Annotated in this window: 20 protein-coding genes; 4 read left to right on the top strand and 16 right to left on the bottom strand. The window is 64.7% G+C overall.

The genetic code is table 11. The features are described 5' to 3' along the window. Positions 1 to 174 precede the first annotated feature (174 nt). Together D3260_RS13405 and D3260_RS13400 are read right to left on the bottom strand one after the other, a co-directional pair. A complete protein-coding gene (locus D3260_RS13405; RefSeq protein ID WP_158583541.1) occupies positions 175 to 984 on the bottom strand; it encodes an HAD-IIB family hydrolase in 810 nt (269 codons plus the stop codon). Positions 985 to 1,048: 64 nt separating this feature from the next. Continuing rightward, positions 1,049 to 3,178 (bottom strand): ATP-dependent helicase, encoded by a 2,130-nt coding sequence (locus D3260_RS13400; protein WP_120099118.1) that lies wholly within the window; start codon positions 3,176 to 3,178, stop codon positions 1,049 to 1,051. A 230-nt stretch (positions 3,179 to 3,408) separates the two neighbouring features. Here D3260_RS13400 and D3260_RS13395 point away from each other — a divergent pair, with 230 nt between their 5' ends. Then, entirely contained in the window at positions 3,409 to 4,599 is a 1,191-nt protein-coding gene (locus tag D3260_RS13395) for an amino acid aminotransferase (protein ID WP_120099117.1), read from the top strand. Between the two features lie 548 nt (positions 4,600 to 5,147). Here D3260_RS13395 and D3260_RS13390 read toward each other — a convergent pair. The 3 genes from D3260_RS13390 to upp form a co-directional block, all read right to left on the bottom strand. Then, the gene (locus D3260_RS13390) at positions 5,148 to 6,536 is read right to left on the bottom strand and encodes a GntP family permease (protein WP_120099116.1); all 1,389 of its coding nucleotides are present in this window, start codon (positions 6,534 to 6,536) and stop codon (positions 5,148 to 5,150) included. A gap of 517 nt (positions 6,537 to 7,053) precedes the next feature. Further along, positions 7,054 to 8,346: a uracil-xanthine permease family protein gene (locus tag D3260_RS13385; RefSeq protein WP_233544076.1), complete on the bottom strand. Its 1,293-nt coding sequence runs from the start codon at positions 8,344 to 8,346 to the stop codon at positions 7,054 to 7,056. Between the two features lie 16 nt (positions 8,347 to 8,362). Next, a complete protein-coding gene (gene upp, locus D3260_RS13380) occupies positions 8,363 to 8,995 on the bottom strand; it encodes a uracil phosphoribosyltransferase (protein ID WP_120099115.1) in 633 nt (210 codons plus the stop codon). Positions 8,996 to 9,323: 328 nt separating this feature from the next. On the opposite strand from upp, the gene D3260_RS13375 reads away from it, so the two are divergent. Beyond that, positions 9,324 to 9,743: a GFA family protein gene (locus D3260_RS13375; RefSeq protein WP_120099114.1), complete on the top strand. Its 420-nt coding sequence runs from the start codon at positions 9,324 to 9,326 to the stop codon at positions 9,741 to 9,743. A 37-nt stretch (positions 9,744 to 9,780) separates the two neighbouring features. Here the strand turns inward: D3260_RS13375 and D3260_RS13370 are convergent, their stop codons facing one another. Together D3260_RS13370 and fdhD are read right to left on the bottom strand one after the other, a co-directional pair. Then, on the bottom strand, positions 9,781 to 10,800 hold the full coding sequence (locus D3260_RS13370; RefSeq protein WP_120099113.1) for an NADP-dependent oxidoreductase: 1,020 nt from the start codon (positions 10,798 to 10,800) through the stop codon (positions 9,781 to 9,783). 122 nt (positions 10,801 to 10,922) lie between these two features. Next, positions 10,923 to 11,777 carry a formate dehydrogenase accessory sulfurtransferase FdhD gene (fdhD, locus tag D3260_RS13365; protein ID WP_120099176.1) on the bottom strand — a complete coding sequence of 285 codons (855 nt, stop codon included), beginning with the start codon at positions 11,775 to 11,777 and terminating at the stop codon, positions 10,923 to 10,925. Positions 11,778 to 11,977: 200 nt separating this feature from the next. On the opposite strand from fdhD, the gene D3260_RS13360 reads away from it, so the two are divergent. Beyond that, positions 11,978 to 12,925 (top strand): AEC family transporter, encoded by a 948-nt coding sequence (locus D3260_RS13360; RefSeq protein WP_120099112.1) that lies wholly within the window; start codon positions 11,978 to 11,980, stop codon positions 12,923 to 12,925. 69 nt (positions 12,926 to 12,994) lie between these two features. On the opposite strand, the gene D3260_RS13355 is transcribed toward D3260_RS13360, so the two are convergent. Next, a complete protein-coding gene (locus tag D3260_RS13355; RefSeq protein WP_147418199.1) occupies positions 12,995 to 13,753 on the bottom strand; it encodes a hypothetical protein in 759 nt (252 codons plus the stop codon). Between the two features lie 631 nt (positions 13,754 to 14,384). On the opposite strand from D3260_RS13355, the gene D3260_RS13350 reads away from it, so the two are divergent. Beyond that, positions 14,385 to 16,280 carry a protease pro-enzyme activation domain-containing protein gene (locus D3260_RS13350; RefSeq protein WP_120099110.1) on the top strand — a complete coding sequence of 632 codons (1,896 nt, stop codon included), beginning with the start codon at positions 14,385 to 14,387 and terminating at the stop codon, positions 16,278 to 16,280. A 186-nt stretch (positions 16,281 to 16,466) separates the two neighbouring features. Here D3260_RS13350 and D3260_RS13345 read toward each other — a convergent pair whose 3' ends face one another. The 8 genes from D3260_RS13345 to D3260_RS13315 form a co-directional block, all read right to left on the bottom strand. Further along, on the bottom strand, positions 16,467 to 17,474 hold the full coding sequence (locus D3260_RS13345; protein ID WP_120099175.1) for a 2-hydroxyacid dehydrogenase: 1,008 nt from the start codon (positions 17,472 to 17,474) through the stop codon (positions 16,467 to 16,469). 539 nt (positions 17,475 to 18,013) lie between these two features. Beyond that, entirely contained in the window at positions 18,014 to 18,316 is a 303-nt protein-coding gene (locus tag D3260_RS13340) for a helix-turn-helix domain-containing protein (protein ID WP_120099109.1), read from the bottom strand. Then, positions 18,306 to 20,651: an FdhF/YdeP family oxidoreductase gene (locus tag D3260_RS13335; protein WP_120099108.1), complete on the bottom strand. Its 2,346-nt coding sequence runs from the start codon at positions 20,649 to 20,651 to the stop codon at positions 18,306 to 18,308. The genes D3260_RS13340 and D3260_RS13335 overlap by 11 nt, the downstream gene beginning before the upstream one ends. A gap of 154 nt (positions 20,652 to 20,805) precedes the next feature. Continuing rightward, on the bottom strand, positions 20,806 to 20,949 hold the full coding sequence (locus D3260_RS17540) for a hypothetical protein (protein ID WP_158583539.1): 144 nt from the start codon (positions 20,947 to 20,949) through the stop codon (positions 20,806 to 20,808). Between the two features lie 54 nt (positions 20,950 to 21,003). Beyond that, positions 21,004 to 22,368 (bottom strand): OFA family MFS transporter, encoded by a 1,365-nt coding sequence (locus tag D3260_RS13330; RefSeq protein ID WP_120099107.1) that lies wholly within the window; start codon positions 22,366 to 22,368, stop codon positions 21,004 to 21,006. Between the two features lie 123 nt (positions 22,369 to 22,491). Next, positions 22,492 to 23,757, bottom strand: coding sequence for a gephyrin-like molybdotransferase Glp (glp, locus tag D3260_RS13325; protein WP_233544075.1), 1,266 nt, complete (start codon positions 23,755 to 23,757; stop codon positions 22,492 to 22,494). 232 nt (positions 23,758 to 23,989) lie between these two features. Beyond that, a complete protein-coding gene (gene mobA, locus D3260_RS13320) occupies positions 23,990 to 24,592 on the bottom strand; it encodes a molybdenum cofactor guanylyltransferase MobA (RefSeq protein ID WP_158583538.1) in 603 nt (200 codons plus the stop codon). 80 nt (positions 24,593 to 24,672) lie between these two features. Beyond that, on the bottom strand, positions 24,673 to 25,221 hold a 549-nt coding region (locus D3260_RS13315; RefSeq protein ID WP_199671508.1), incomplete at its 5' end, for an HNH endonuclease.

Here is a 25,221-nt window from a genome sequence, read left to right as displayed (position 1 = left end):
CGCCCTGCCGGGCCCGGCCGGACGCTACCGTGTTTTTCTACCGTCTTTTTGGCCCCGATCGTGCCCTGCGGCGCCCGATCGCGGATTGCGATCCCACGATAATCGAAAAACGAGCCGATGGGCCGTGAAAGTGCACATGACAGATGTCGCCGGGTGCCCGTTGCCCGGTGCCATTCAAACGGTCGCGGCGATCTCGGCCAGCAAGGCTTCCAGCTCGCCCGAGCCCGGGGCGCCGAGACGGCGATCGGCCGCCGCCGTCACCCGGGCGTTGGCCGCTCCCATGGCAAAGCCGGTGCCGGCCGTCGACAGCATACTGATGTCCGAGTCGGCATCGCCGAAGGCGATCGTATGCCCTGTATCGATCGACAGATGTCGACAGAGCTGGCGCAACCCGTCGCCCTTGCTCGCATGCCGCGCGTGGATGTCGTGGCATTCGCTGCCCGACCAGTTCATGACCAGCCCTGGCTCGGCCGCCACCGCGGCCCGGACGGCGGCAAGCGCCGGCAGATCGCCATCGCACAGGATCTTGAGCGCCCGCGGCGGCAGCGTGGCCGGTGTGAGCGAGGCCGCCCGCCGGCTCGGCACGGCATGACGCCCGGCGGCCTCGTTGTCGATGCGCCAGTCCGGGCCGAAGGCCTGCCAGTCGTCGACGGTATAACAATGGACACAACCGCCGGCGTCGACGAAATCAGCCAGGGCGCTACCCAGCCCCGCCGGCAGCGCGATATCCGTGGCCGAGATGCGTGTCCCGTCCGGCGCATTGACCAGCGGACCGTTGTAGGACACGAGATAGAGCGGCAGGCCGATCGCCTCGGCCAGATCGAGCAACGAGGCACGCTGGCGCGAGCTGGCCAGCGCGAGCGTGATGCCGGCCTCGTGCAGCCGGGCCAGCGCCTGGATCTGCGGCCGGCCGAGCGGATAGCCCGGACCGAGCAATGTACCGTCGATATCGAAGACCGCCAGGCGAACGGGATGATCGAGCATGGGATGACACACGGAAACGAAGGCCGTCAGTGTCGACGCCGCAGCCCGACCCGGCAAGCCCCGATCAGTCCCAAAGAGCGCGCACGCTCGCGGCCAGATCATGTGTGGCCGCTGGCCTGCCGCCCAGTGCGGGCCTCGCCTGTGGCGTGGCCGGCGTGATGTCGCCGGCCACGACCGGCTCGAAACACGCCAGCACGCCGGGCGTGAGAAAACGGCTCGCCGCACCGTAGACATGGCGATCGCCGTAACGGGGCTGCTCCGGCACGTAATAACGCAGCGGCGAGATGAGTGCGAGCTCGTTCTTCGCCCGCGTCATGGCGACATAGAGCAGACGCCGCTCCTCCGCCAGCCCGGCCTCGGTCCGGGTCGCGAATTCGCTGGGAAACGTCCCGTCGGCCACATGCAGCACGTGCACCGAATCCCATTCCTGGCCCTTGGCGCTGTGGACGGTCGACAACACGAGATAATCCTCGTCGAGCAACGCATCGTCGTTGTGATCGCCGGTGGCCTGCGGCGGATCAAGCGTCAGCTCGGTCAGAAACGACGGCGCATCGCCGTAGCGGCCGGCGATGCGCACGAGATCGTCGATATCGGCCTCGCGCGCCGTGGTCGGCGCCTCGTAACGATCCGCGACCGCGGCCTTGATCCACGTCGCCGCCGGCGCGAGCGCGACCGGCCAGGCCGTCGGGCGCGCGGCCAGGCGGGCCACGATATCGATCAGGCCACGCCAGGCTTCGCGATCGGCGCGCGGCGGGCGGAATGCCGCCAGCGCGGTGAGCCGGTCGTTGGCGGCCGCCAGCGCGTCCATGGCCTGACGGGCCGTGCCCGGCCCGACACCCGGCACGAGCTGCATCGCGCGCCAGGCGGCGATCTCGTGTCGCGGATTGTCGGCCCAGCGCACGAGCGCCAGGAAATCCTTGACGTGTGCGGCCTCCAGGAATTTCAGACCACCGTACTTGCGAAACGGTACGTCGCGCCGGATGAGCTCGATCTCCAGCTCATTGGCGTGATGCCCGTTGCGAAACAGCACCGCCTGCTGCCTGAGCGCCACCCCCGTCTCGCGTCGAGCCAGCACCGCGTCGGCGACATAGCCGGCCTCGGCGGTACTGTCGAGAACCGTGACATGGCGCGGCCGACAGCCGGCACCGCGTTCGGAGAACAGCCGCTTGGCATAGGCGCGCGACGCGTCGTCCATCAGCGTGTTGGCAGCATCCAGAATCGCCTGTGTCGAACGATAGTTCTGCGACAGCGTCACAGTGTGTGTGCCGCAGAAGCGCTGCCCGAAATCCAGGATGTGCTCGACGGTGGCCCCGCGGAACCCGTAAATGGCCTGGGCATCGTCACCGACGGCCGTCACTCCGCGTCCATCGGGTTTCATCGCAGCAATCAGCCCCGCTTGCAGATTGTTCGTATCCTGGTACTCGTCGATCAGGACATGATCGAACCGCCCCCCGATCTCGGCGGCCAGAGCCGGAACCTGCATGACCTGCGACCAGTACAGCAGCAGATCGTCGTAATCCAGGGTCGCCCGATCATGCTTGCGCATTGTGTAATCGGCGAACAGGCGCTTGAGATCATCGTGATGATCGACACACCACGGGAACCGGTTCGCCAGGACATCGACCAGCCGAGCCTGCTGGTTGATCGTGGCTGAATAGATCGCCAGACACGTGTCCTTGCGGGGGAATCGCTTGGCGCGGGCCGCCAGCCCGGCATCGTGACGCGCCACATCCATGAGGTCGCCGGCATCGCCGCGATCGAGGATCGAGAAGGCCGGCTCCAGCCCGAGACGGGGCGCGTACTCACGCAGCAGCCGGGCGCCGATCGCGTGAAAGGTACCGGCCCAAGGCAGCCGCACCGCCGGGGCGCGGCGATGCGACGTGCGCATTGCCGCAGCACAGATGGCATGCGCACGACGCGTCATCTCCCCGGCCGCACGCCGAGAGAATGTCAGCAACAGAATGCGGCGCGGATCGACCCCGGCCAGCACCAGATGGGCCGCGCGATGACTCAACGTCTGTGTCTTGCCACTGCCCGCCCCGGCCAGAATGAGCAACGGGTCCGCATCCCAGCCGTGTGGCGCGACCAGCCCGAAGGCGGCCGCCTCGCGCTGCGCGGCATTCAGGCCGTCCAGATGCGGCGCCTCGACAGCGGGCGCACGCGGTGACGGCAGAACTGATATCTCTGCACTCATGACGCTAACGTGTCACGCGTGGTGGGTCAGATCGTGACCCACCGGCGCCTCCGCTCGCCTTACCCGAGGCGATCATCCTCGTCACCGGCGCGACGGCCCGACCCGGTGACCTCTTCAAGGGCGCCGCGTCGGCGCCGGCCGTCGGCAACGATCCCGGCAAGCGGTTAACATGGGGATGTTTTGACCGAACCGGGCAGATACGCTGCCCTTCATGCGACAAGGCGATATCCATGTTCGAACCGATTGAGCGAGTTCCCGGCGACGCCATCCTCGGCCTGATCCAGCAGTTCAAGGACGACCCGAATCCGAACAAGGTGGATCTGGGCGTTGGCGTCTACCGAGACGAAAGCGGCGTGACGCCGATCATGCGGGCCGTCAAGGCGGCCGAGAAACAGCTCATCGACGACGAACAGACCAAATCGTATATCGGCTCGCACGGCGACCCGGAATACGGCGCAGACGTCCTCAAGCTGGTGCTGGGCGCCAACAGCCCGGTGCTGGCCGCCGATCGTGCCAGTGCCACCCAATCGCCCGGCGGCACCGGCGCCCTGCGTCTGGCCGCGGACTTCATCGCATCACAGCTCCCGGGCAAGTCGATCTGGCTGTCCGAGCCGACCTGGCCGAACCATCTCGGTGTCTTCTCCGCGGCCGGTATCGAGATCAAGCGCTACCCCTACGTCGATGACCAGAACCAGCTGGATTTCGCGGGCATGCTCGCCGCACTGGAGAACATCCCCAAGGGCGATGTCGTGCTGCTGCACGCCTGCTGCCATAACCCGACCGGCTTCGACCTGTCGCGCGACCAGTGGCAGAACGTGCTCAACGTCCTGCGCGAACGAGAACTGCTCCCGCTCGTCGATTTCGCCTATCAGGGCTTCGGCAACGGGCTGGACGAAGATGCCTACGGCCCGCGCCTGCTCGCCGAGAACCTGGACGAAGTCCTCATCACCCAGTCCTGTTCCAAGAACTTCGGGATCTATCGCGAGCGCACCGGCTGCTTCATCGCCGTGGCGAAAGACACCGAACAGATGGAAAACGTCCGCTCGCAGCTGGCGATCACTGCGCGTGAGAACTATTCCAACCCACCCGGCCACGGCAGCGCGATCGTCGCGACCATCTTCAACTCGCCCGAGCTCGATCAGATGTGGCGCGACGAACTCAAGGTCATGCGTAACCGCATCAACGACCTGCGCAAGCAGTTCGTGGCCGGGCTCGAACCGCACGGTCTTGCCGACCGGTTCGCCTACGTGGCGGAACAGCGCGGCATGTTCTCCTACACCGGCCTGACCAAGGCACACGTGGAAAGACTGCGCGACGAGCACAGCATCTACATGGTCGGCTCCGGACGCGCCAACGTGGCCGGCCTGAACGCCGACAACATCGAATATGTCTGCAACGCGATCGCCCAGGTCGTGAAGTAGTCATCAGGCCACATCGGCCGTGACTCGTCACGGCTTTGCATGGTCCCGAAGCCGCCGATTCATCATCGGCGGCTTTTCTTTTGTCCTGATGTGACTTGGGCCTGTTAACACTTCCGCGTGCATCGCGCCGACGCTCATTTTTTTGCAAGCCAAGGTATCGGGCGCGTACGGCCGTCATTCTGGCGTCGCGAACGACAACGCCGGATTGCGAAAAAATGACCGCCGTCTCGTCGGGTGGCGCCCCAAAACCGACAATGCGGCATTGCACGGCTTGACCTTGGCATGACCGGGGCCGGTGCTGCGCGCCTTGCCTGGCCGGTTTTGGGGCGGCAACGCGGTCACGTGCGACGTGTTATTAATCCGGCACCCAAACAGCTGACGACGTCAGCTGTTTTCAACGCCATCGAAAGATAAACGCCGGCACGTGTCCGTCTTTTTATTTTCAATGGCTTCACGGCCGTTGGCCGTGGCGCGCGTGCTTGCGCACACGCGCGTTATCAACCCGAAAAATCATCTATTTTTAGGCCGGGTTAATAACAGGCCCTTGTTCAGGCCAGCACGTACAGCCCCCAGCACAGTCCGAAGGCCATCAGGGATATGCCGGTGGAAATGACGGTCCAGCTCTTGAGCATGGTCGCCGTGTCCACCCCAAGAAATCGCGACACCAGCCAGAAGCCGGAGTCGTTGACGTGGGAATAGCCGATTGCGCCGGCGCCGATGGCTACGACGATAGCCGCGGTCTGGATGGCATCGATATCGGCACCGGCGACCGCGCCGGCCATGATGCTGGCCGCCGTCGTGCCGGCCACGGTCGCCGAGCCCTGAGCGATGCGCAACGCCGCAGCGATCACGTACGCCGCCACCAATAACGGCAGGCCAACGTCCTTGAGGCTGCCGGCCAGCGCATCGCCGATACCGCTGGCGATGAGCACGCCGCCGAACATGCCACCGGCGCCCGTGATCAGAATGATGCTGCAGACCGGCGACAGTGCATTGTCGATCACGTTCGAGGCCCGTTCGAGCCCGCCGCTCGCCTGGCCGCGCATCAGCAGCAGGTAGATCGCCACACAGGTGCTGATGAGCATCGCGATCGGGGTTTCGCCGACCAACAACAGGATCTGCAACAGCGTGTTGTTTTCGGACAGCACGTCGGTCTTGATCAGCGTCGCCAGACCGGTATGCATGAAAATGAGCGCCAGCGGCAACAACAGCACGAACAGCACGACGGCAAAGGCCGGCGGGTCGGTCACCGCAGCCGAGCGATCGTCGCCCATCAGGTCAGGCACCTCCTGGAACGGCTGGCGAGCGGACACGAAATGGGCCAGACGATAGCCCATGACGTACCAGGTCGGCAGACCGACCAGCAGTGCCACGAGCAGGACCAGCCCGACATCCGCATTCAGAAAAACCGCCGCCGCCACCGGGCCGGGATGCGGCGGAACCAGGGCATGCATGACCAGGAACGCGCCCGCGGCCGCCATGCCGAGCACCAGCAGCGAGACGCGCAGTTCGCGGGCCAGCGAATAGATGATCGGCAGCATCACGACGAAGGCGGCATCCAGAAAAATCGGAAAACCGAACAACAGACAGGCGATGGCCAGTCCGAGCGGCGCCCGCGCCCGTCCGAAGCGCGCAATCAGCGTGTCGGCCAGCACCCGGGCCCCGCCGGTCACGGCCACCACACGCCCGAGAACCGCGCCGAAGCCGATCAACAGCGCCACGCTGCCAAGCGTCGAGCCGAAGGCATCCAGCAGGGTCGGCAACAATCTGGGCACCGGTATCCCGGTGCCCAGCGCCGTGCACAGGCTCACGATCACCAGCGCGAAGAACGGATGCAGACGCAGCCGGATGATGAGCACCAGTAGCGCTGCGATGGCCGTGGCCGCTATGAGTAATAGAACGGGCGTCGACAGGGTCGCTTGGGCGGCCTCTTGCATGATCTCCTCCGTGGGCACGCGATAAGCGGGGCGGGTGACGACCGGCTTCGTTCAAATGTTGAACATAGAAACCGAGCGCACCCAAGGTATCGCGTCAAACGCCGCACGAAGTCTTTTTCACACTAAAGTCTAGGGCGTGTTGAGGTTGCGTGCGCGTCCGCGCCAAGCGCGCCCTGAAATTGACGATGGGGCGGCAAGACGCGGCGTAGTGCGCGCCGTGCAGCCATGCTGCACCCGCGGGCTACAACGCTGGATTGCCGTCGTGTTTTTGATTTTGGGCGCTTGTCCCTTCGGGTGGGGCCGCCCATGAAAAATCGACGATGGGCGCCCTGCGGCGTTGCGAGCCTTGATCGTGGCACGCCACGATACGGCGACTCGCGCCTTGCCGGACACACGGCGGCCTCTCGACGAAAAGGCGCCCGAACGAAACACCCACAGGCCCTAGCGTATCGGCAGATCGCCCACGATCATGCCGCGACCGGTTGAGCCGGGTGCCAGCGACCGGGCACACGGCACGTCACTCGTGGGCCTGCGGGTCCCGATTTTTTTTCTCTTGCGCCGAACCGCCCGGCAGAACGAGATTCAGCATCACACCGAGCACGCCGGCCAGCGCGATGCCCTGGAGCTCGAAACGCCCGGCCGATAGATGCAGACCGCCGATACCGCAGATGAGGATCAGCCCGACGATCGCCAGATTGCGTGGCGTGGTCAGATCTTCGCCGGATTCCACCAGGGTATTCATGCCCACGACCACGATCGCACCGAACAGCAGCACGATAATGCCGCCCATGACCGGCGTGGGAATGGCCGCGAGAAACGCGCCAAGCTTGCCGACGAACGAGAACGCGATCGCGAACAGTGCCGCCCAGGTCATCAATGCCGGATTGGTCGCGCCGGTCAGCGTGACCGCACCGGTGACCTCGGAATACGTGGTGCACGGCGGGCCCCCCAAGGCACCGGCAAGCCCCGTCGCCAGACCGTCACCGAGCATCGTGCGGTGAATGCCGGGGTCGACGAGATAGTCACGGCCGGTGACCGAGCGAATCGCCACGATGTCGCCGAAATGCTCGATGGCGGGGGCGATCGTCACCGGCAGCATGAAAGCGATCGCCTGCCAGTTGAAGGCCGGCGCGACGAACGTCGGCATGGCGAACCAGGGCGCCTGTCGTACCGAAGAGAAATCCACGAGACCGAACGCCAGGCTCGTCAGATAGCCGGCAGCCACGCCGAATATGATCGGCAACAGCCGGAAGAATCCTCGCCCGAGCAACGAAACCGCCAGCGTGGTCGCAAGTGCCACGCCGGCCACGAAAAGCGCCGGCGCGCGGGCGACGAGCTGGTTGTCGCCACTGCTGTCGAGGCCGGTGGCCAGATTGATCGCCACCGGCGCCAGCACGAGGCCGATGACCATGATCACCGGCCCGGTGACTACGGGCGGCAACAAACGCGTGACGAACCCCACCCCGCGCCAGGCGATGAGCGCCGCGATCGCGATATAGACCCCGCCGGCCGCGATCAGGCCACCGAGCGTGGCCGCGACGCCCCAGTGCGCCACCCCGTAGATGATGGGCGCGATGAAGGCGAAGGACGAGGCCAGAAACACGGGCACCCGGCCGCCGGTCACGACCTGGAAGATCAACGTGCCGATGCCGGCCGTGAACAACGCCACATTGGGATCGAGCCCGGTCAGCAACGGCACGAGCACGAGCGAGCCGAAGGCCACGCACAGCATCTGCGCGCCGAGCAGGCTGTCCCGCAGGCGAAAGACGTAATCCTGCGCGCGTGCCACGCCTCCGATGGTCTGGCTCACGATCGTGCCTCGTCGGTTATTTCGTGCCGTACATGCGATCGCCGGCGTCACCCAGCCCCGGCCGGATATAACCGTGGTCGTCCAGGCGCTTATCAAGGGCCGCTGTCCATACCGGCACGTCCGGATGCGCGGCCTTCATGGCTGCCACGCCTTCCGGCGCGGCCAGCAGGCACAGAAAACGGATATTGGTCGCCCCAATCTTCTTGAGATGTCCGATCGCCGCGATGGCCGAATTGCCGGTGGCCAGCATCGGGTCGACCACGATCACCGGCCGCCCGTCGAGGCCCTCCGGCATCTTGCAGTAGTATTCGACGGCTTCCATCGTCTCCGGATCCCGATACATGCCGATATGGCCGACCCGCGCCGACGGCAAGAGTTCGACCATGCCTTCGAGCAGACCGTTGCCCGCCCTTAGGATGGACACGAAACAGAGCTTCTTGCCGGCCAGCACCGGGGCATCCATCGTCTCCAGAGGCGTCTCGATCTGCTCGGTCGTCAACTCCAGATCACGCGTGATCTCGTAGGTCAGCAGATGCGCGACCTCTCGCAGCAGGGAACGGAATTTCTGGGTCGATGCACTCTTGCGGCGCATCAACGTCAGTTTATGCTTGATCAGCGGGTGATCGACGACGGTCAGATGAGAATCCATGGCTATCCTGTGAGCTCGACTGTGTAGGCACGCGCGGCGCGCTCATGCTACTACGCTCGCCTTGCCGATCGAATCCTTGCGGCCACGACCACCTGGCCGTGGCCGCGCGCGACCCGCTCGTGGCGAGAGCGCATGCAGAGATCGGCTTTGGCCATGGCCTGACAGCGGCGCGCCGCTGTCAGCCGCACGCCAGAGCGGTGTACCCGACAAATCCATTCTGGAGACCATCGGCTCTTGCACACCCGATATCGACGATGCCGGCATGTGATTTGCCATGGCCCCGCCCGGTGCGCACGCTTGACGCGTGGCGTGTGAAACGAGATCCGTGATGCCGAATCACGACACCTTGGCCGGCAGCTGCCTGTGCGGGGCCGTGCATTACCGTGTGACCACGGTCGTCGAGGCCTTCTACTACTGCGAGTGCGCCCAGTGCCGCAAACTGACCGGTGCTGTCGCAGCGGCCAATCTACGCTGTGCGCCGGCTCCCCTCGCATGGCTACGCGGCGCGGCGGCGCGACGCACGTTCCGCGCCGCGGACGGGCGTGATTTCAGCCGCGTGTTCTGTCTCACGTGCGGCAGCGCGCTGCCTTGGTACAACCGCGACGCGACAGCGTTGCTGATTCCGGCCGGCTCGCTCGATACGCCGCCACCGCGCAACATCGAATCCCGGATCTTCAGCGCCGAACGGCCGTCGTGGGCGACCATGGCGGACGGCCTGCCGGCCCACGACGCGTTCGACCCGGGCTGAGCGACAGCCCGGGTCGGCCGTTCGCTGGCGTCCCCGATCAGACCTTGAGCACCAGCTTGCCGAAGTTCTCGCCGGTATAGAGCTTGCGCAGCGTCTCGACGAAGTTGTCAAAGCCTTCGTCGATATCTTCCTTGTGTGCCAGCTCGCCCGAGACGATCCATTCGGCCATCTGCGGATAGGCCTCGTCGTAGCGATGGATGTAATCGAGAATGATGAAACCTTCCATCTTGGCGCGATTGACCAGCAGAGAGAGATAGTTGGTAGGCGCATCCTCGGCACCACCCACACCGTTGGTCTTGTTGTATTGCGAAATCGCGCCGCAGATCACGACACGCGCGCCCACTCGCAGATTGGCCAGCGCTGCGTTGAGAATCTGCCCGCCGACGTTGTCGAAGAAGATATCCAGACCGTCCGGGAAATGCGTTGCGATCGCCCGATCGACGTCTTCGCTCTTGTAGTCGATGGCGCCGTCGAAGCCGAGTTCGTCGGTCAGATAAGCACACTTCTCGGCCCCACCGGCAATGCCGACCACGGTGGCGCCCTTCTTCTTGGCGATCTGGCCGACCAGTGCACCGACCGCGCCGGATGCCGCCGAGACCAGCACTCGATCCCCCTCGGCGAGTTCGCCGACTTCGAGGATGCCGAACCAGGCGGTCATGCCCGGCATGCCGAGGGCGCCGATATAGGTCGGCAGATCGAGCTGGGATGCATCGACCTTGTTGACCTGTGTCCCCGGCATCACGGCATGTGTCTGCGCGCCCATGAGACCGGTGACCCTGTCGCCTTCGGCGAAATCCGGATGCCGCGAAGCCACGACCGTGCCCGCGGCAAACGCTCGCATGACATCGCCGATGCCAACCGGCTCGATATAGGACTTGCCTTCGGCCATCCAACCCCGCATGGCAGGGTCGAGCGAGATGTATTCCACGGCCACCGCGACTTCGCCGTCGCCGGGCGCATCCAGCGTTTCCGTGGTCAGCTCGAAGTCATCCTGCGCCGGCAGGCCGTTCGGCCGACGGATGAGACGGAACTGGCGGCTTTCGAGATTGTTCTGCATGGCGACTCGATTGATTGATGCCTTGTCTGGACAATGTTGGGACCGGGTGCCGGCCTTACAACCGGGAGGTAGTACAACCAAACTCGGCCCGACAGCGCGCCCCAAGGACAACGCGACCGTCATCACAGACTCGTGGCAATCCGATGGGCGCCGGCATAGATATTGAATCGTGCGTCGCGCAGGAAACCGACCAGCGTGACATCGAATTCACGCGCCAGGTCGACAGCATGAGTACTCGGCGCGGATACCGCACAGACGATCGGAATGCCGGCCATCACGCTCTTCTGCAACAGCTCGTAGCTGGCGCGACTGGACAACAACAGGATCCGATCGGACAGCGGCAATGCATCTGCGCGCAGAGCGCGACCGACGAGCTTGTCGAGCGCATTGTGACGGCCGATATCCTCGGCGACATCGAGCAGTGTGCCGGTCGAGTCGAAAAGACCGGCGGCATGCAGTCCGCCGGTCGAGGCGAAGACGCGCTGGGCGCGCTGCAGCGTCGGCGGCAGGGACAACAGCGTGGCGGGCTCAAGCGGTGCGGCCTGACTCGCCGACGACCACGATTCGTCGGGGGTGATCGGCGTGAAGCTCGGCTTGCCACAGACGCCGCAGGCGCTCGTGGCCACGGTGCTGCGCGCCATGCGCCCGAGCCGCTCGCGGGCCGCCGGCCGCAGCATCACCCGCACGACATCGCCGCTTTCGGGCGCATGCTTGAGATAGACGATGTCATCGCCGGTCTGGACCACTCCCTCGGCGTGCAGCAGGCCGGCGGCAAGCGCTGTGTCATCGCCTGGCGTGCGCATCGTGATCAAGGGCGCCGCACCGGCGATGTGGATCTCGAGTGCCCGTTCAACCGCGAGCGTATCGTCGGCGGCGTGGAAACTCCCGTCGCGATAGACCTGTATGGCGACCGTACGCCGCGGCGCATCCGCGGCATCGGCAGCGCTCGGGGGCGGTGTGACATCGGGCTCGGACATGGCCGCAAGCATATCGCGAGTGGCCGGGACGATGCCCGACCGACCTGTATCGCCTTTCGGCAGGCGTCTATAATTTCGGCTCCGCGTCCAGATTCGGCCGGTGCCGCGCCGTCGCTGCTCCGGGCAGCGACATGCCGCGACGCACGCCCTGCGGCTCACCCGACCGGCCCGCGGACCTCATTCATCGCCACGGGCATTGCATGAATCTGACCGCCATTTTCGTCCAGACGCTGGACGTCACCCTGCCCGTATTCACGCTGGTCTTCATCGGCATCGCCATGCGGCATGCGAACTGGATCGACGATCGTTTCGTCTCGGCCGCCTCGACCATCGTGTTCAAGGGCAGCATGCCGGCATTGATCTTTGTCTCGATCGTCGGTGCCGATCTCGGCGACGCGCTGCGCCCCGGCATGCTGGCTTATTTCGGCGGTGCGACGCTGGTGTCATTCCTGGCGATATGGGCCTGGGCCCTGTGGCGCGTACCGATCGCCCAGCGCGGGGTCTACACACAGGGCGCGTTTCGCGGCAACTGCGGCATCATGGGCCTGGCCCTCGCCCAGAACATGTACGGGAATTTCGGGCTGTCCGCCGGGAGCGTGCTCGTCGGCGAGGTCATCCTGATCTATAACGTGCTCTCGGTGATCGTGCTCACCTGGTATCAGCCGGACCAGAGCGCCGACTGGCGCTCGATCGGGCGAGGCGTGGCAACCAATCCGCTCATTCTGGCCACGGTTGCCTCGATAGCGGTGGCGGCCTCCGGGCTACCGATGCCTCAGTGGATCATGACGTCCGGCCAATATTTCGCACAGCTGACCCTGCCGCTCGCGTTGATCTGCATCGGCGGCGCATTGTCGGTGCGCGCGCTCTACGACGCCCGCGGGATCGCGGTCTCGGCCAGCGTCGTCAAGATGCTCGTGCTTCCGACACTTGCGGTGGCCGGCGGCTGGTGGCTGGGCTTCGCCCCGCGCGAGCTCGGGCTGATGTTCCTCTACTTCGCCTGCCCGACGGCGGCGTCGAGCTTCATCATGGTCGAGGCGATGGGCGGCGACGCCCGGCTGGCGGCCAATATCGTCGCGTTGACCACCCTGGCCGCCAGTCTGACCATGACGCTCGGTGTCTTTGCACTACGCATGGCCGGCTTGATCTGAACGCTGCGACGCCGCCGGCGCCCGGCCATCGGGCCGGCGACGCGGGAGCGCAGGCCGGCCCGATTTTTTTCAACCGCCGACGGCTGCCCGGCCTGTCGACTGCCGGGATTGCCAGCCGATCAGCAGCAAGATGAGGCCGAGTGCGAGCACAGCCCAACCGGCCGGCTCCGGCACATCGTTGGTCACGGCGGTATGGGCGCGTGCCCCATCGACGAGCGCCAGGAATCCGCCGTTGTCGGTCAGGCCGCCGATCGTGCCCGAGAGAAAGGTTTCGAACATGGCGTCCAGATCGTCGCCCAAGCCGAAGTAGTTCAGCAGTTCACTGTCCTGCTGTCCCGACCCGCTGCCGGTGAAGCGCACGTCATCACCGAAGCCGGTACCACTCAGTGCCAGCTGTTGCGGCCCGTCGAACACGCTCGACCACAGTACGCCGGAGGCGATCGGTGTATCGGCCAGTGTCCCATCGGCCCCGGTGGCATACGCGTCCCCGGTGATCTGGAAATTACTGCCCAGCGCGTCGAAATCCCATGTCCCGGAGCTGGCGTCGCGCCGAAAGCCAGTGTTGAACGTCAGCGCACAGCCGAAGCAGGCCAGTGAATCGGCGTGCCCGTCGGGCGCATCGGCACCTTCCAGAGTGATGCTGTCGAACCCGATCAGCGAACCGAACAACGGCCGCGACCCACCGCCGTACGTCAGCTGCCCCCGCTGTGCCACCTGATCCGACTGACCGAAAGCGAGAAAGCTCGCCGATGCCGTGTCCGCCATCAGAGCCCCCAGCCCCAACAGTATGCCGATGCCGATGGTTTTCCAATGTACCGATCGTTTCATATCCATGAATCCCTGACCTCTCCCGACGTTAAAACGGCATCGAAGCCGATCGATCGCACACGATCGCCGCGACACCCCCTGTGCCTACGGAACGCAATACCGGTGCCAGAAGCGCCATGAATCAGTGACTTCGAAGAGCCGAAAAAGAAAAGCACTTCCCTGGTGCAAAAAAAGCCCGATCAAGCCCCATCTGTCGATTATTCTGACAGGCCAGACCGAGTGAAAAACATTTCATCCATCACGAGTCGAAGCGGAATCAAAATCTTACGATCAGAGCGGTATCCATGCCGTAAATTCGACCGTCGGAAATTATTACATATTAAAAATTATCAAACTTGCAACAGAATGCCCCATATCTGCCACATGATACAGATTAGCGCCTCAAAAAGAGGCAGCCTCGGTGGCTATTGCGAGCAGATCGTCGAGACAAGCCACGCCAGGAACAGGGCACCGAGGCGCGTCGCGAAGGAAAACCACTGATGACAAAAGACTTGTATTCAGGATCAACACCAAGACCAGCGGCCCAGGTGAATTACAGGCGGCTCGGCAGCCGGAATGGAGCGATTCTTGCCACCGTCCTGTGGAATCGTGGATCAGCCACGGTTTTCATCAACGTTCTCAGGGGGAACACATGCTATCGACCACAATCAGGGGATCGCGGGTACTCGTTGCGGCAATAGTGGCCTGCACATCGGTTTCGGCATTTGCCGATGCTGAGCGGATCGGCCCCGTGGCTGCCGATCAAGCGATCAGCACGACCGTGCTATTCCAGGCCCGGGATGAGGCTGGCCTGGCACGATTCGTCCGCGAGGTCTCGACGCCGGGGCCGCACTATCATCACTTTCTGAGCACCACCGATTTCCGCCAGCGCTTTGGCGCGACAGCACAGGACATCGCCCGTGTCATCGACTATGCCCGGGCCAACGGGCTCACCGTGACCAAACGGTACGAGAACGGGCTGGCGGTTCAGTTCTCGGGACCGGCCGCCAGCGTCGAACAAGCCTTCAATGTCGAGATCGCCAACTATGCCGCGCCGGATACGGACAGCCCATCGATGCCGTTCTACAAGCCGGCTCGGGCGCCGTCGCTGCCGGCCGCCTTCAGCGACAGTCATGTGCTGGCTGTGGCCGGGCTGAGCAATCAACGTCACGCCCGCTCGATGGCAACCGACGTTCGTCATGCAGCACACGTCGAGGGCCGGGGCGGGCGCTTTCGGGCAGACCTGGACACGTCGAACGAGCCGGGCGAGCTGACGGTCCAGGACGTCGCCCGGCTGTATAACGTCGCGCCGTTGTACCGGCAGGGCCTGCGAGGCGAGGGCGTGACCATCGGCATCGCCACCTATGCGAGCTTTCTGCCCTCGGATGCCGAAACCTATTGGCAGCGCATCGGGCTGGAAACCAAGCCGGATCGCATCACACAGATCGCGGTCGCCGGTGGCGGCGAGTACGGTGATGACGCCGGTACCGGCGAAACCACGCTGGACGTGGAGCAGTCGGGTGGGCTGGCGCCGCAGGCGGATATCCGTGTATACGTCGCCCCGAACACGGACAGTGGCGAGCTGGCTCTGTTCAACCGGATCGTCTCGGACAACGACGTCGATGTGCTGTCCTATAGCTGGGGTATCAGCGAAGTCGGCTCCCTGCCCTCGGTTTTCGGCACCGGCGCCGATGCCTCGGCACAGGCTCTGAACCAACTGTTGATGGAAGCCGCGGCCCAGGGCATTTCCACCTTCGTCGCGGCCGGCGATGCCGGCGGTTACGACGTCAACGACCAGCGCAATCCGTCTCTGGCCTATCCGACGATCGCCAAGGTGGCCTCCGTCGACCTGCCGGCCGCCTCACCCTATGTGACCGCCGCCGGGGGCACGACGCTGCCGTTCAGCGCCCGCTATCGCTGTGCTCGCAACCCCGGCGATGTCGTACCGGTTCGGGTGAATGCCGAGCAGGCCTGGTCGCTGTCCTACTTCTCGGCACTTTCGCAGTTATGCGGCGCGGCCACACCGGCAGACTTCGGCATCTTTCCTGAAGGCGGCGGTGGCGGCGTGAGCAGCCTGTTTCCCGTGCCGTTCTATCAACAGGGCGTGGACGGTATCCGCAAGACGCCTTACAACCAGGCACTGGTCGACTTCGACAGTCTGATCTTCTACGGCGCCTTGCCCGGTGGATTCGCCGGACGCAATGTACCGGATATCTCGATGAACGCCGATCCCTATACGGGTTACACCGCGTACGTGACCCTCGACGGCGGCATGACCAGCGGTGGCGGGGGCACCAGTTATGTGGCGCCGCAGTTGGCCGGGATGGCAGCCTTGTTCAATCAGGCCACCGAGGCTCGCCTGGGCCTTCTCAACCCGATCCTCTATCGGGCACTGCGTGACACCGGCTACGCGACGAACAGCCCCTTCCGGGATGTGACCGCCGGCAGCAACTGGTTCTGGCAGAGCCGCACCGGCTACGACCCCGCAACGGGCATCGGCACGCCTGACGCGGCCCGGCTGCTCGAGGCGATCCAGACGACGAACTGATCTCGACGCTCGGCGTCGAAACCGTCGATTCGGACCGACGCGACCCAGGGCGGCGTGCCGACACGGCGCCCTGGGTCGACCGCTCGGGGCCCGTTCCGCTCGGTCGCGGCCATGGGCGCCAGCAGGCGCCGACGCCCATGGCAGAAGGCGCCTGTCTGTTGATTCCTGCCCGACCGGCGCGGGATCTCAATCCGCGCCGGATAGACGATTGCTGCAGACGCGCCCGGCGAGAAAATCCGCCAGATTCGCCAGCGTGGTATCGGCAATCTCGTTCATGGCCTCCGCGGTGAAAAAACCCTGATGCCCGGTAATGAGCACGTTAGGAAAGGACATCAGCCGGACAAAGACATCGTCGTCGATGAATTCATCCGAGCGATCGGCAAAGAACAGCGGCGCCTCCTGCTCGTAGACATCGATCGCCAGCGCCCCGAGTCGACGCGACTTGAGCGCTTCGATCACGGCCACAGTATCGATGAGCGCGCCGCGGGAGGTGTTGACCAGCATCGCCCCGGATTTCATCCGGGCCAGCGCGCGCTCATCGATGAGATGATGCGTGCTGTCGAACAATGGGCAATGCAGGCTGACGACGTCGGACTCGGCCAGCAGCCGATCCATATCCACCACGGTGCCCAGCCGTTCGAAATCCGCCGCGGGCGCCGGATCGAAACCGAGCACTCGGCAGCCCATGCCGTGGAATATCGCAGCCGTCGCACGGCCGATCCGGCCGGTGCCGACAATACCCACGGTCTTGCCGTGGAGCGTCATGCCGAGCAGGCCGTCCAGCATGAAATTACCTTCGCGCACGCGGTTGTAGGCCCGATGCGTGCGCCGGTTGAGCGTCATCGTCAGGGCCAGCGCGTGCTCGGCCACCGCCTCGGGCGAATAAGCCGGCACCCGGGCGACGAACAGTCCGAGTTCATCGGCCGCCTCGAGATCGAGATGGTTATAACCGGCACAACGCAGCAGCACGGCCCGAACCCCGAGTGCGGCGAGCTGCGTCAGGATGTCTCGGTCGAGCTTGTCGTTGACGAACACACAGATCGCATCCGCGCCCTCGGCGAGCGCGACCGTCTGTCGATCGAGTTCGGCACTCAGAAACGTGAACACGACCTCGTCGTCACACGTCGACGCCGACCGACGCGCTTCGAAAAAACGTCGGTCATAGGGCTGGCTGCTGAAAAAACTGAGTTGCATGGTCTTCCGCCGGATCGAGAACATGGGCCTGCACGATCGCCCTACCCGGTCCACTGGCCGGGTATCGACGACACAGACACGAGACTACGGCGACAGCCCGGTGGCGTCATCCGACAAGGTGAAACAGGCCAAATACGGCCCGGCTTGACCCAGGGCCTGCTAACACGTCCCGCGTGTGCCGCGCCCAAAAACCGGCCAGGCAAGGCGCATGGCGCCGGCCTTGGGCATCTCCCAAGGTCAAGCCGTGCAACGCCGCATGGCCGGTTTTGGGCGGCAACACGGTCACGTGCGAAGTGTTAACAGGCCCTAGTCATGCATCCCCCGCCGTCGATCTCTGTTCGCGGGACGACGACCAGACGTGCAACTCCAACGGCGAGCAGGGCGCACGGGCCCTCAACCTGTCCGACCAATACACGATGCCGTATCGCGTCCGCCCAATCCCGGGGCGCCCGTGCCTGCTCGACAACCGCCCATGACCCGGCTGCTGTGATACGCCGAACATCTCGGCGCGCCGAGAGCAGGCACGGCCTGACACGCCTCTAACGCAGCGAAGGCCGCTCGTCGGTCGGCACCAGACGCAGCGCCGGGCTGGCCCCGCCGGCCGATTCCGCCGTGATCCAGCCACGAGTCTCGAGATCGGTGACAGCGCGCCGGATCAGGGCATGCTCGATATCCAGGCGCTGGGCCAGCAGTGCCGTGTTCACGCCCTTGCCGCGCCCGGGATCGTACTGTGCACAAACCGCCAGCAGCACGATACCGGCAAGCGGCTCGAGATCGGGATGGGCCGCCTGAAGCGCTTCGAGATCGCGCTCCAGGCTGTCTATTCCGTCCTCAGGAGGCAAGTCGGGGCGCGGCTTCCATCGCCTCCAGCCGGATCGCGATGGATTTCGAGGCCGGCGTGTGGCTGAAATCGCCCTTGTGATCGAGCGGAATCAACGGATTGGTTTCCGGATAATAGGCCGCGGCACAGCCGGACGGGGTGTCATAGGCCACGATCTTGAAACCGTCCGCACGACGGGTCACGCCGTCCTCCGATTCCCCGAACAGATTGACCCACTGACCGGCCTCGAAGCCCAGACGCTGTATATCGTCCCGGTTGAGAAAGATCACCTGCCGACCGTCCTCGATCCCGCGATAACGATCGTTGTAGCCGTAGACCGTCGTGTTGTACTGGTCGTGCGAACGCATCGTCTGCAGGGTCAGCCAGCCGTCGCGCTTGCCCAGGCGCTGATGCATGACTTCGTCCGGCAACGCCTCGTCGGAGAACTCGGCCTTGCCACTGCCCGTATTGAAGGTGCGCTCGGCAATCGGGTTCCCGAGCCAGAAGCCGCGATGCTGACGCACCCGCTCGTTGAAGCGCTCGAAATGGGGTATGACTTCGGCGACGTGGTCTCGGATGACATCATAGTCTTCCCGCATGGCCGCCCAGTCGACGGCTTCGCTGCCAACGAGTCGCTCGGCCAGATCCGTGAGAATCGACACTTCGGAACGCAGGGCGGCATCAGCCGGCGTGTTGATCCCGGCCGAGCCGTGGACCATGCTCATCGAGTCCTCGACCGTGATCAGCTGGGATGTGCCGGCGCTGTTGCGATCCACCTCGGCCCGGCCGAGACACGGCAGAATCAGGGCCTGTTCGCCGGTTACCAGATGGCTGCGATTGAGCTTGGTGCTGATGAAAGCCGTCAGGCGACAGTTGGCCATGGCCTTTTCAGTGACCAGGCTGTCCGAAATGGCCCGGGTGAAGTTGCCGGCCAGGCCGATGAAGACCTTGCCCGGCGCATCGCGCATGGCCTCGACGGCGGCGACCGAGTCGACGCCCCATTCCCGCGGCATCGGCCGGTTGTATTTCTTTTCGAGTGCATCGAGAAACGCCGTCGACGGCTTCTCGAAAATGCCCATCGTACGGTCGCCCTGCACGTTGGAATGACCACGCACGGGTGACGTGCCGGCCCCGGGCTTGCCGAGGTTGCCCCCCAGCATGAGCAGGTTGATGATTTCGCGAACGGTCGGCACCGAATGCTTGTGCTGGGTAATGCCCATGGCCCAGCAGATGATCGTTGCCCTGGACCGGGCATAGAGTTCGGCGGCCTCTTCCATTTCCTTTCGCGACAGCCCGGACTGGGCTTCCAGCGTCGCCCATTCGGTCGCCTCGACGCGGGCCCGGTAGGCATCGATATAGGCGGTGTGTTCGGCCAGGAATTCGTGATCGAGCACCGACTCGCCGGCGGCATCGCGTTCGAAAAGCGCTTTGGCCATGCCGCGCAGCGCTGCCATGTCGCCGCCCAGTTTCGGGCAGAAATAATGGTTGCTGATGCGATGACTGCCGTTGTGCATCATCTCGAAGGGCTTCTGCGGATCGGCGAACTTCTGCAACCCGCGCTCCTTGAGCGGGTTGAAGGAGACGATATCCGCACCGCGCTCGGCCGCGTCGCGCAGCACGCCCAGCATCCGCGGATGGTTGGTCCCCGGATTCTGGCCGAAGACGAAGATCGCCTCGGCTTTTTCGAAGTCCTCGAGCTGCACGCTCCCCTTGCCGGTACCGAGCCCGTCGCCCAGCGCGACGCCGCTGGCTTCGTGGCACATGTTCGAGCAATCCGGCATGTTGTTCGTGCCGTAAAGGCGCGCGAGCAGCTGGAATACATAGGCGGATTCGTTGCACGCCTTGCCGGAGGTATAGAAGATCGCGTCATCCGGCGTGGGCAACGCCTTGAGTTCATCGGCGATCAGATCCAGCGCGTCGTCCCACGTCACCGGCTCATAGTGGTCGGTCTCGGCGTTGTAGCGCATCGGCTCGACCAGACGACCGGCATCCTCGAGACTGTAGTCGTCCCAGGTCTTGAGCTCGCTGACCGAGTGCTGGGCGAAGAAATCACGCGTCACGCGGCGGGAGGTCGCCTCCCAAGTGATCGCCTTGACGCCGTTCTCGCAGAATTCGAAGGACGAACCGTGTTTCGGGTCACCCCAGGCACAGCCCGGACAGTCGAAACCATCGGGCTGGTTGATCTTGAACATCGCACGGGTGTTGGCCCACGGCTCACCGCTGTGCAGCAGATGCTTGCTCACAGCCTTGAGCGCCCCCCAGCCCCCGGCCGGATTGTGGTATTCCTGAACGCGGGCATCGTGCTCGCCGCGCGGCGGCTTCGTATTGGTCGGCGATTCCGGTCGGGACTCGGACATGAGGCTACTCCTGAAAAGCGGGGGCAGCGGTCCGTCACCGGCGCGACCGGCGACGAACCGCGTCCGTATGGTCTCCAATGTCGATCAAAACGCGCGTCGGATCAAGCCTTGCCGCCCCAACGGATACGCACACGACGCGCCTGGCCCGAGCCGCTCAGCCGGTGAACAGGGCGACCGATTTCCACACGGTTTCGATGAATCCCCAGGCGGCCGGAATCGTGACCAGGGCCCAGAGCGCACCGACCTGCCAATTCGGAGTATCGGTCGCGCGGTCTGCGGATCGGGGCTGTGCTGTCATGTGATGTCTCCTCGATGGGCCGGGCACGAGTACCGATTTCCGGCAGGCCGGCGCTCAGGCCACCTCATTGATCTCACCTGCATAGTGGTGCTTGTCAGCGACCGGGCGCACCAACAGATTGCAGATCAGACCGAGCCCCAGGAGCGCCACCATGATGTAGAGCGTCGTGGTATAGGCATCGGCCGGCGGCACGCCGGCCGCGATACGCCCTTCGCGCAATTCGTTGAGCAGTACCGGGCCGACAACGCCGGCCGCCGCCCAGGCCGTGAGCAGACGGCCGTGGATGGCACCGACGTGCATGGTGCCGAATATATCCTTGAGATACGCCGGTACCGTGGCAAAGCCGCCGCCGTACATCGAGACGATGACGCAACAGGCCAGAACGAACAGCACGATACTGCCACCGGCGGCCACGCTCGGGACAACCGCGTAGAGCAGCATGCCGAGGATGAAGAATACAGCGTATGTCGGCTTTCGGCCGATCGTGTCGGAGGTGGACGCCCAGAAGAAACGCCCGGCCATGTTGAAGATCGACAACACCCCGACGAAGCCGGCCGCGGCTGCAGCCGAAGTCCCGACCATTTCCTGGGCCATCGGCGAGGCCTGCTCGAGCAGTGCGATGCCGGCGGTGACGTTGAGAAACAGCACCAGCCAGATCAGATAGAACTGCGGCGTTTTCATGGCCTGATTCACGTGAACGTGATTACGCGTGATCATCTTGTTCTGCTTGCGATCCGCGGCATCGGGATCATGTCCGGCAGGCTGCCAACCCGCGGCCGGAATACGCACGATGAGCGCGCCGATCATCATGAAAATGAAGTAGATCACGCCCATCGTGATGAACGTGGCGCCCACGCCCGCCGACGTCGGCGATGCGAAAAATGCCATCAGGTTGGTGGCCAGCGGCGAGCCGATCATGGCCCCGCCGCCGAAGCCCATGATGGCCATGCCCGTCGCAAGCCCGGGCCGATCCGGAAACCACTTGATCAACGTCGAGACCGGCGAGATATAGCCGATGCCCAGACCGATCCCGCCGATCACCCCGTAGCCCAGATAGATCAGCCAGATCTGGTGCCACCAGACGCCGAAGGCAGCAACGATGAATCCGCCGCCGAAACAGGCCGCGGCCAGTGCCATCGCCTTGCGCGGGCCCACCCGCTCCAGCCACTGGCCTCCGAAGGCAGCCGCCAACCCTAGCGCGGCAATCGCCAGCGAGAAGATCCAGGCCAGCGTGGCCTGATCCCAGTCGGCTGCGGCAGACTCGTTCACGCCGATGATCCGGGTCAGCGGAATCTTGAATACCGAGAACGCATACACCTGCCCGATGCACAGATGAATACACAGGGCAGCGGGCGGCACCATCCAGCGGTTGAAGCCCGGTCGCGCGACGATGCGCGACTTATCGAAAAAACCGGCCATATCCTGATCCTGCGCGACGACGAGGCTGTCGCAGACGATAGCAGCCGGATCCGGCTTACAAAGCCGTGTTCGACTAAAGTCCGGTCTTCATGATTATTGCGCACAACCCGATTCGATCGCCGCTCACGACGGCGACCCCCAGATCGTCTGTGCGAAGGGCTCGACGACAACTTCGCTGCCGGCCGGCACGTTCGCCGCATCGGCGGGCAACACGATGAAGGCATCGGCACGGCTCATCGAATGCATGACGCCCGACCCCTGATGTCCCAGTGCCGTGACCCCGGGCGAATCGGTGGCGTCGTTGATGCACGCCCGCAGGTAGTGCGCGCGGCCGGGCCGCTTGGTCAACGCGGTCGTGGTCGGCAACGTGGTGCGGACCGGCGCGGCCGGCGAGCCACCGGCCAGTTTCACCAGGGCCGGACGCACGAGCTGGATGAACGTGACCGCGGTCGAGACCGGATTGCCGGGCAGCCCGAAGAACAGCGCGCGGCCCACACGGCCGTAAGCCAGCGGTTTGCCGGGCTTGATCGCGACGCGCCAGAAATCGATATCACCGTATTCGCCCAGCAGATCGACCACGTGATCGGCCTCCCCCACCGAGACGCCGCCGCTGGTGATCAACGCATCGCAATCGCGGGCTTTATCGAACGCCGTGCGAAGCGCGGCTCGATCGTCCGGGATCGCGCCGAGATTAACACCGTCCATGCCCAGTTCGGCAAGCGATGCGGCCAGACCGTAGCGATTGCTGTCGTAGATCTCACCAACGGCCAGCGACCCGTCGATCGGGCGCAATTCATCCCCGGTGGAAAAGAATGCGACCCGCGGACGACGATACACGGCCACCCTCGCCCGGCCGACCGAGGCCAGCAGCGCGATATCGGCCGGCCGCAGATACTGGCCGGCCGGCACGACGACATCGCCGGCGCGAATATCCTCACCGGCGTGGCGCAGATTCTCACCGCGTGCCGGACAAGGCGAGACCGCGATCCGGCCGTCGGTCTCGACGGACGTGTTCTCCTGCATGACAACTGCATCCGCCCCGGCCGGCACCACGGCGCCGGTCATGATGCGCACACACTGCCCCGGCCTGAGCGTGGCCTCGCTGGGATGCCCGGCCAGGCTCCGGCCGACCAGCTCGAAGCATGCCGTCGTCGACGACTCGGCCTCGAACGCCAGGGCATAGCCATCCATCGACGCGTTGGTCGCGCTCGGAACATTGACGGTCGCGACCACCGGCTCGGCCAGAACCCGATGCAGCGCATCCGGCAAGGCGATTTGCGCCGATGCCGCAACCGGTGTGATCGTATCGATGATACGGTCCCGGGCCTCATCGACCGGCATCGGCGGCCGACCGTGCCCGCTCGCGGCCGTTCCGGAATCGTCTGTCATGCGCTGCTCCTGCCGACCGATTGCATGGACGCCCGACGGCTCGTCGAACGCCGTGACTGCCCTACGACAGCGATATCAGTCTAGCGAACGCAGCGCGATGCGTCGTCCGGCGTCAGCAACACGGCGTGATGCCGACCGGCCCCGTCGGTCGGCGATATCCGGGGCATCGGTGGGCACGATCCCGGAACGGCCCCGCGATCGCGCCACCGAGCACACCGTCGTCTCGGGCCGATCAATGATCCGTCAGATCGCACATACCCGCCAGCGCGTCTGCCTGGGCGGGGGTGTTGACGTTGGTGAACGGGACATCGTCGGGCCAGTCGACGACGCGCCGGCGCGCTGCCGATTGCCAGTCGGTGACGCGCCGCACACCGCCGGACAACGCTGCCCGGATGGCATCGTACTGCGCGGATCGCACCAGTGCATGCAACGGATGCATTCCCGACGGCGAGCGGGCCACCGCCATATCCACGTCAGCCCGCAGTGCAGGCGCCAATCGAAACAGCAGATCGCGCGGCAAGGCCGGCGTATCGACCGGCACGAAGAGCATATACGGGGTTCGACAGGCCGCGAGCAATGCTGCGATACCGGCCAGCGGGCCGCATCGCTCTGCGTCCTCATCCGGCACCACCGGCCAGCCGAGCCCTTGATAGCGCGTCATGTTGCGATTGGCGCTGATCATCACCTGCCCGCACTGCGGGCCAACACGTTCGAGCGTCCACTCGACCAGACTGCGACCGGTCAACGTATACCAGCCCTTGTCGCTGCCGCCGAGCCGACGACCTTCGCCGCCGGCCAGGATCCCGGCCGTGACCTGTTCACGCGTGATCGACACGAATCCGCCCCGCTCGCACACCCTGAGCGGCAAACGTCATTCTCATCATGTCCCGCCGTGTCACGCCCCGATCAGGTCGCTCAAGCAGGCAAACGAACACGTCGCGGTGCAAGACGCTCGAGAAATGCCTGTTGGTCGGCGAGAATCCGTCGGTTCGCCAGAATCAGCCATTCCGCCAGATTGGGCTCATACGGGAGCGCGAGCAGTTTCATACCGGCCTGTTCCGGGGTGCGATCGTCCTTGTATCGATTGCAGGGTTCGCACGTGGCCACCACGTTGCGCCAGGAATGCATGCCTCCTTTCGAGCGCGGAACGACATGCTCGATCTGCATCTGGTTGAAGGCCAGTCGAGTGCCGCAATAGAGACACAGACCGCCGTCGCGGTGAAACAGCTCACGACGCGTCAATACCGGTACGAGATTACGAGCGAATCGGTGCGATCGATCCCGCACGGCAATGATCGAGTCGATGGCCAGCTCGCTGCGGCCCCCCGTTTCCCGCGACCGACCACCGCGCAGGTGAATCTTTTCAGTACCCGCTTCCCAAGCGATCTTGTCGGTGAAATAAAGACTGACCGCCTCCTTCCAGTCGACCCACTCGACCGGGAGACCACCTGCATCGAGCTTGAG

Origin of the sequence: Salinisphaera sp. Q1T1-3 (assembly GCF_003602005.1) — a bacterium.
Classification (GTDB): domain Bacteria; phylum Pseudomonadota; class Gammaproteobacteria; order Nevskiales; family Salinisphaeraceae; genus Salinisphaera.
The sequence above is the reverse complement of the archived record's forward strand: the minus strand, read 5'-3'. Positions and strand labels throughout refer to the sequence as shown.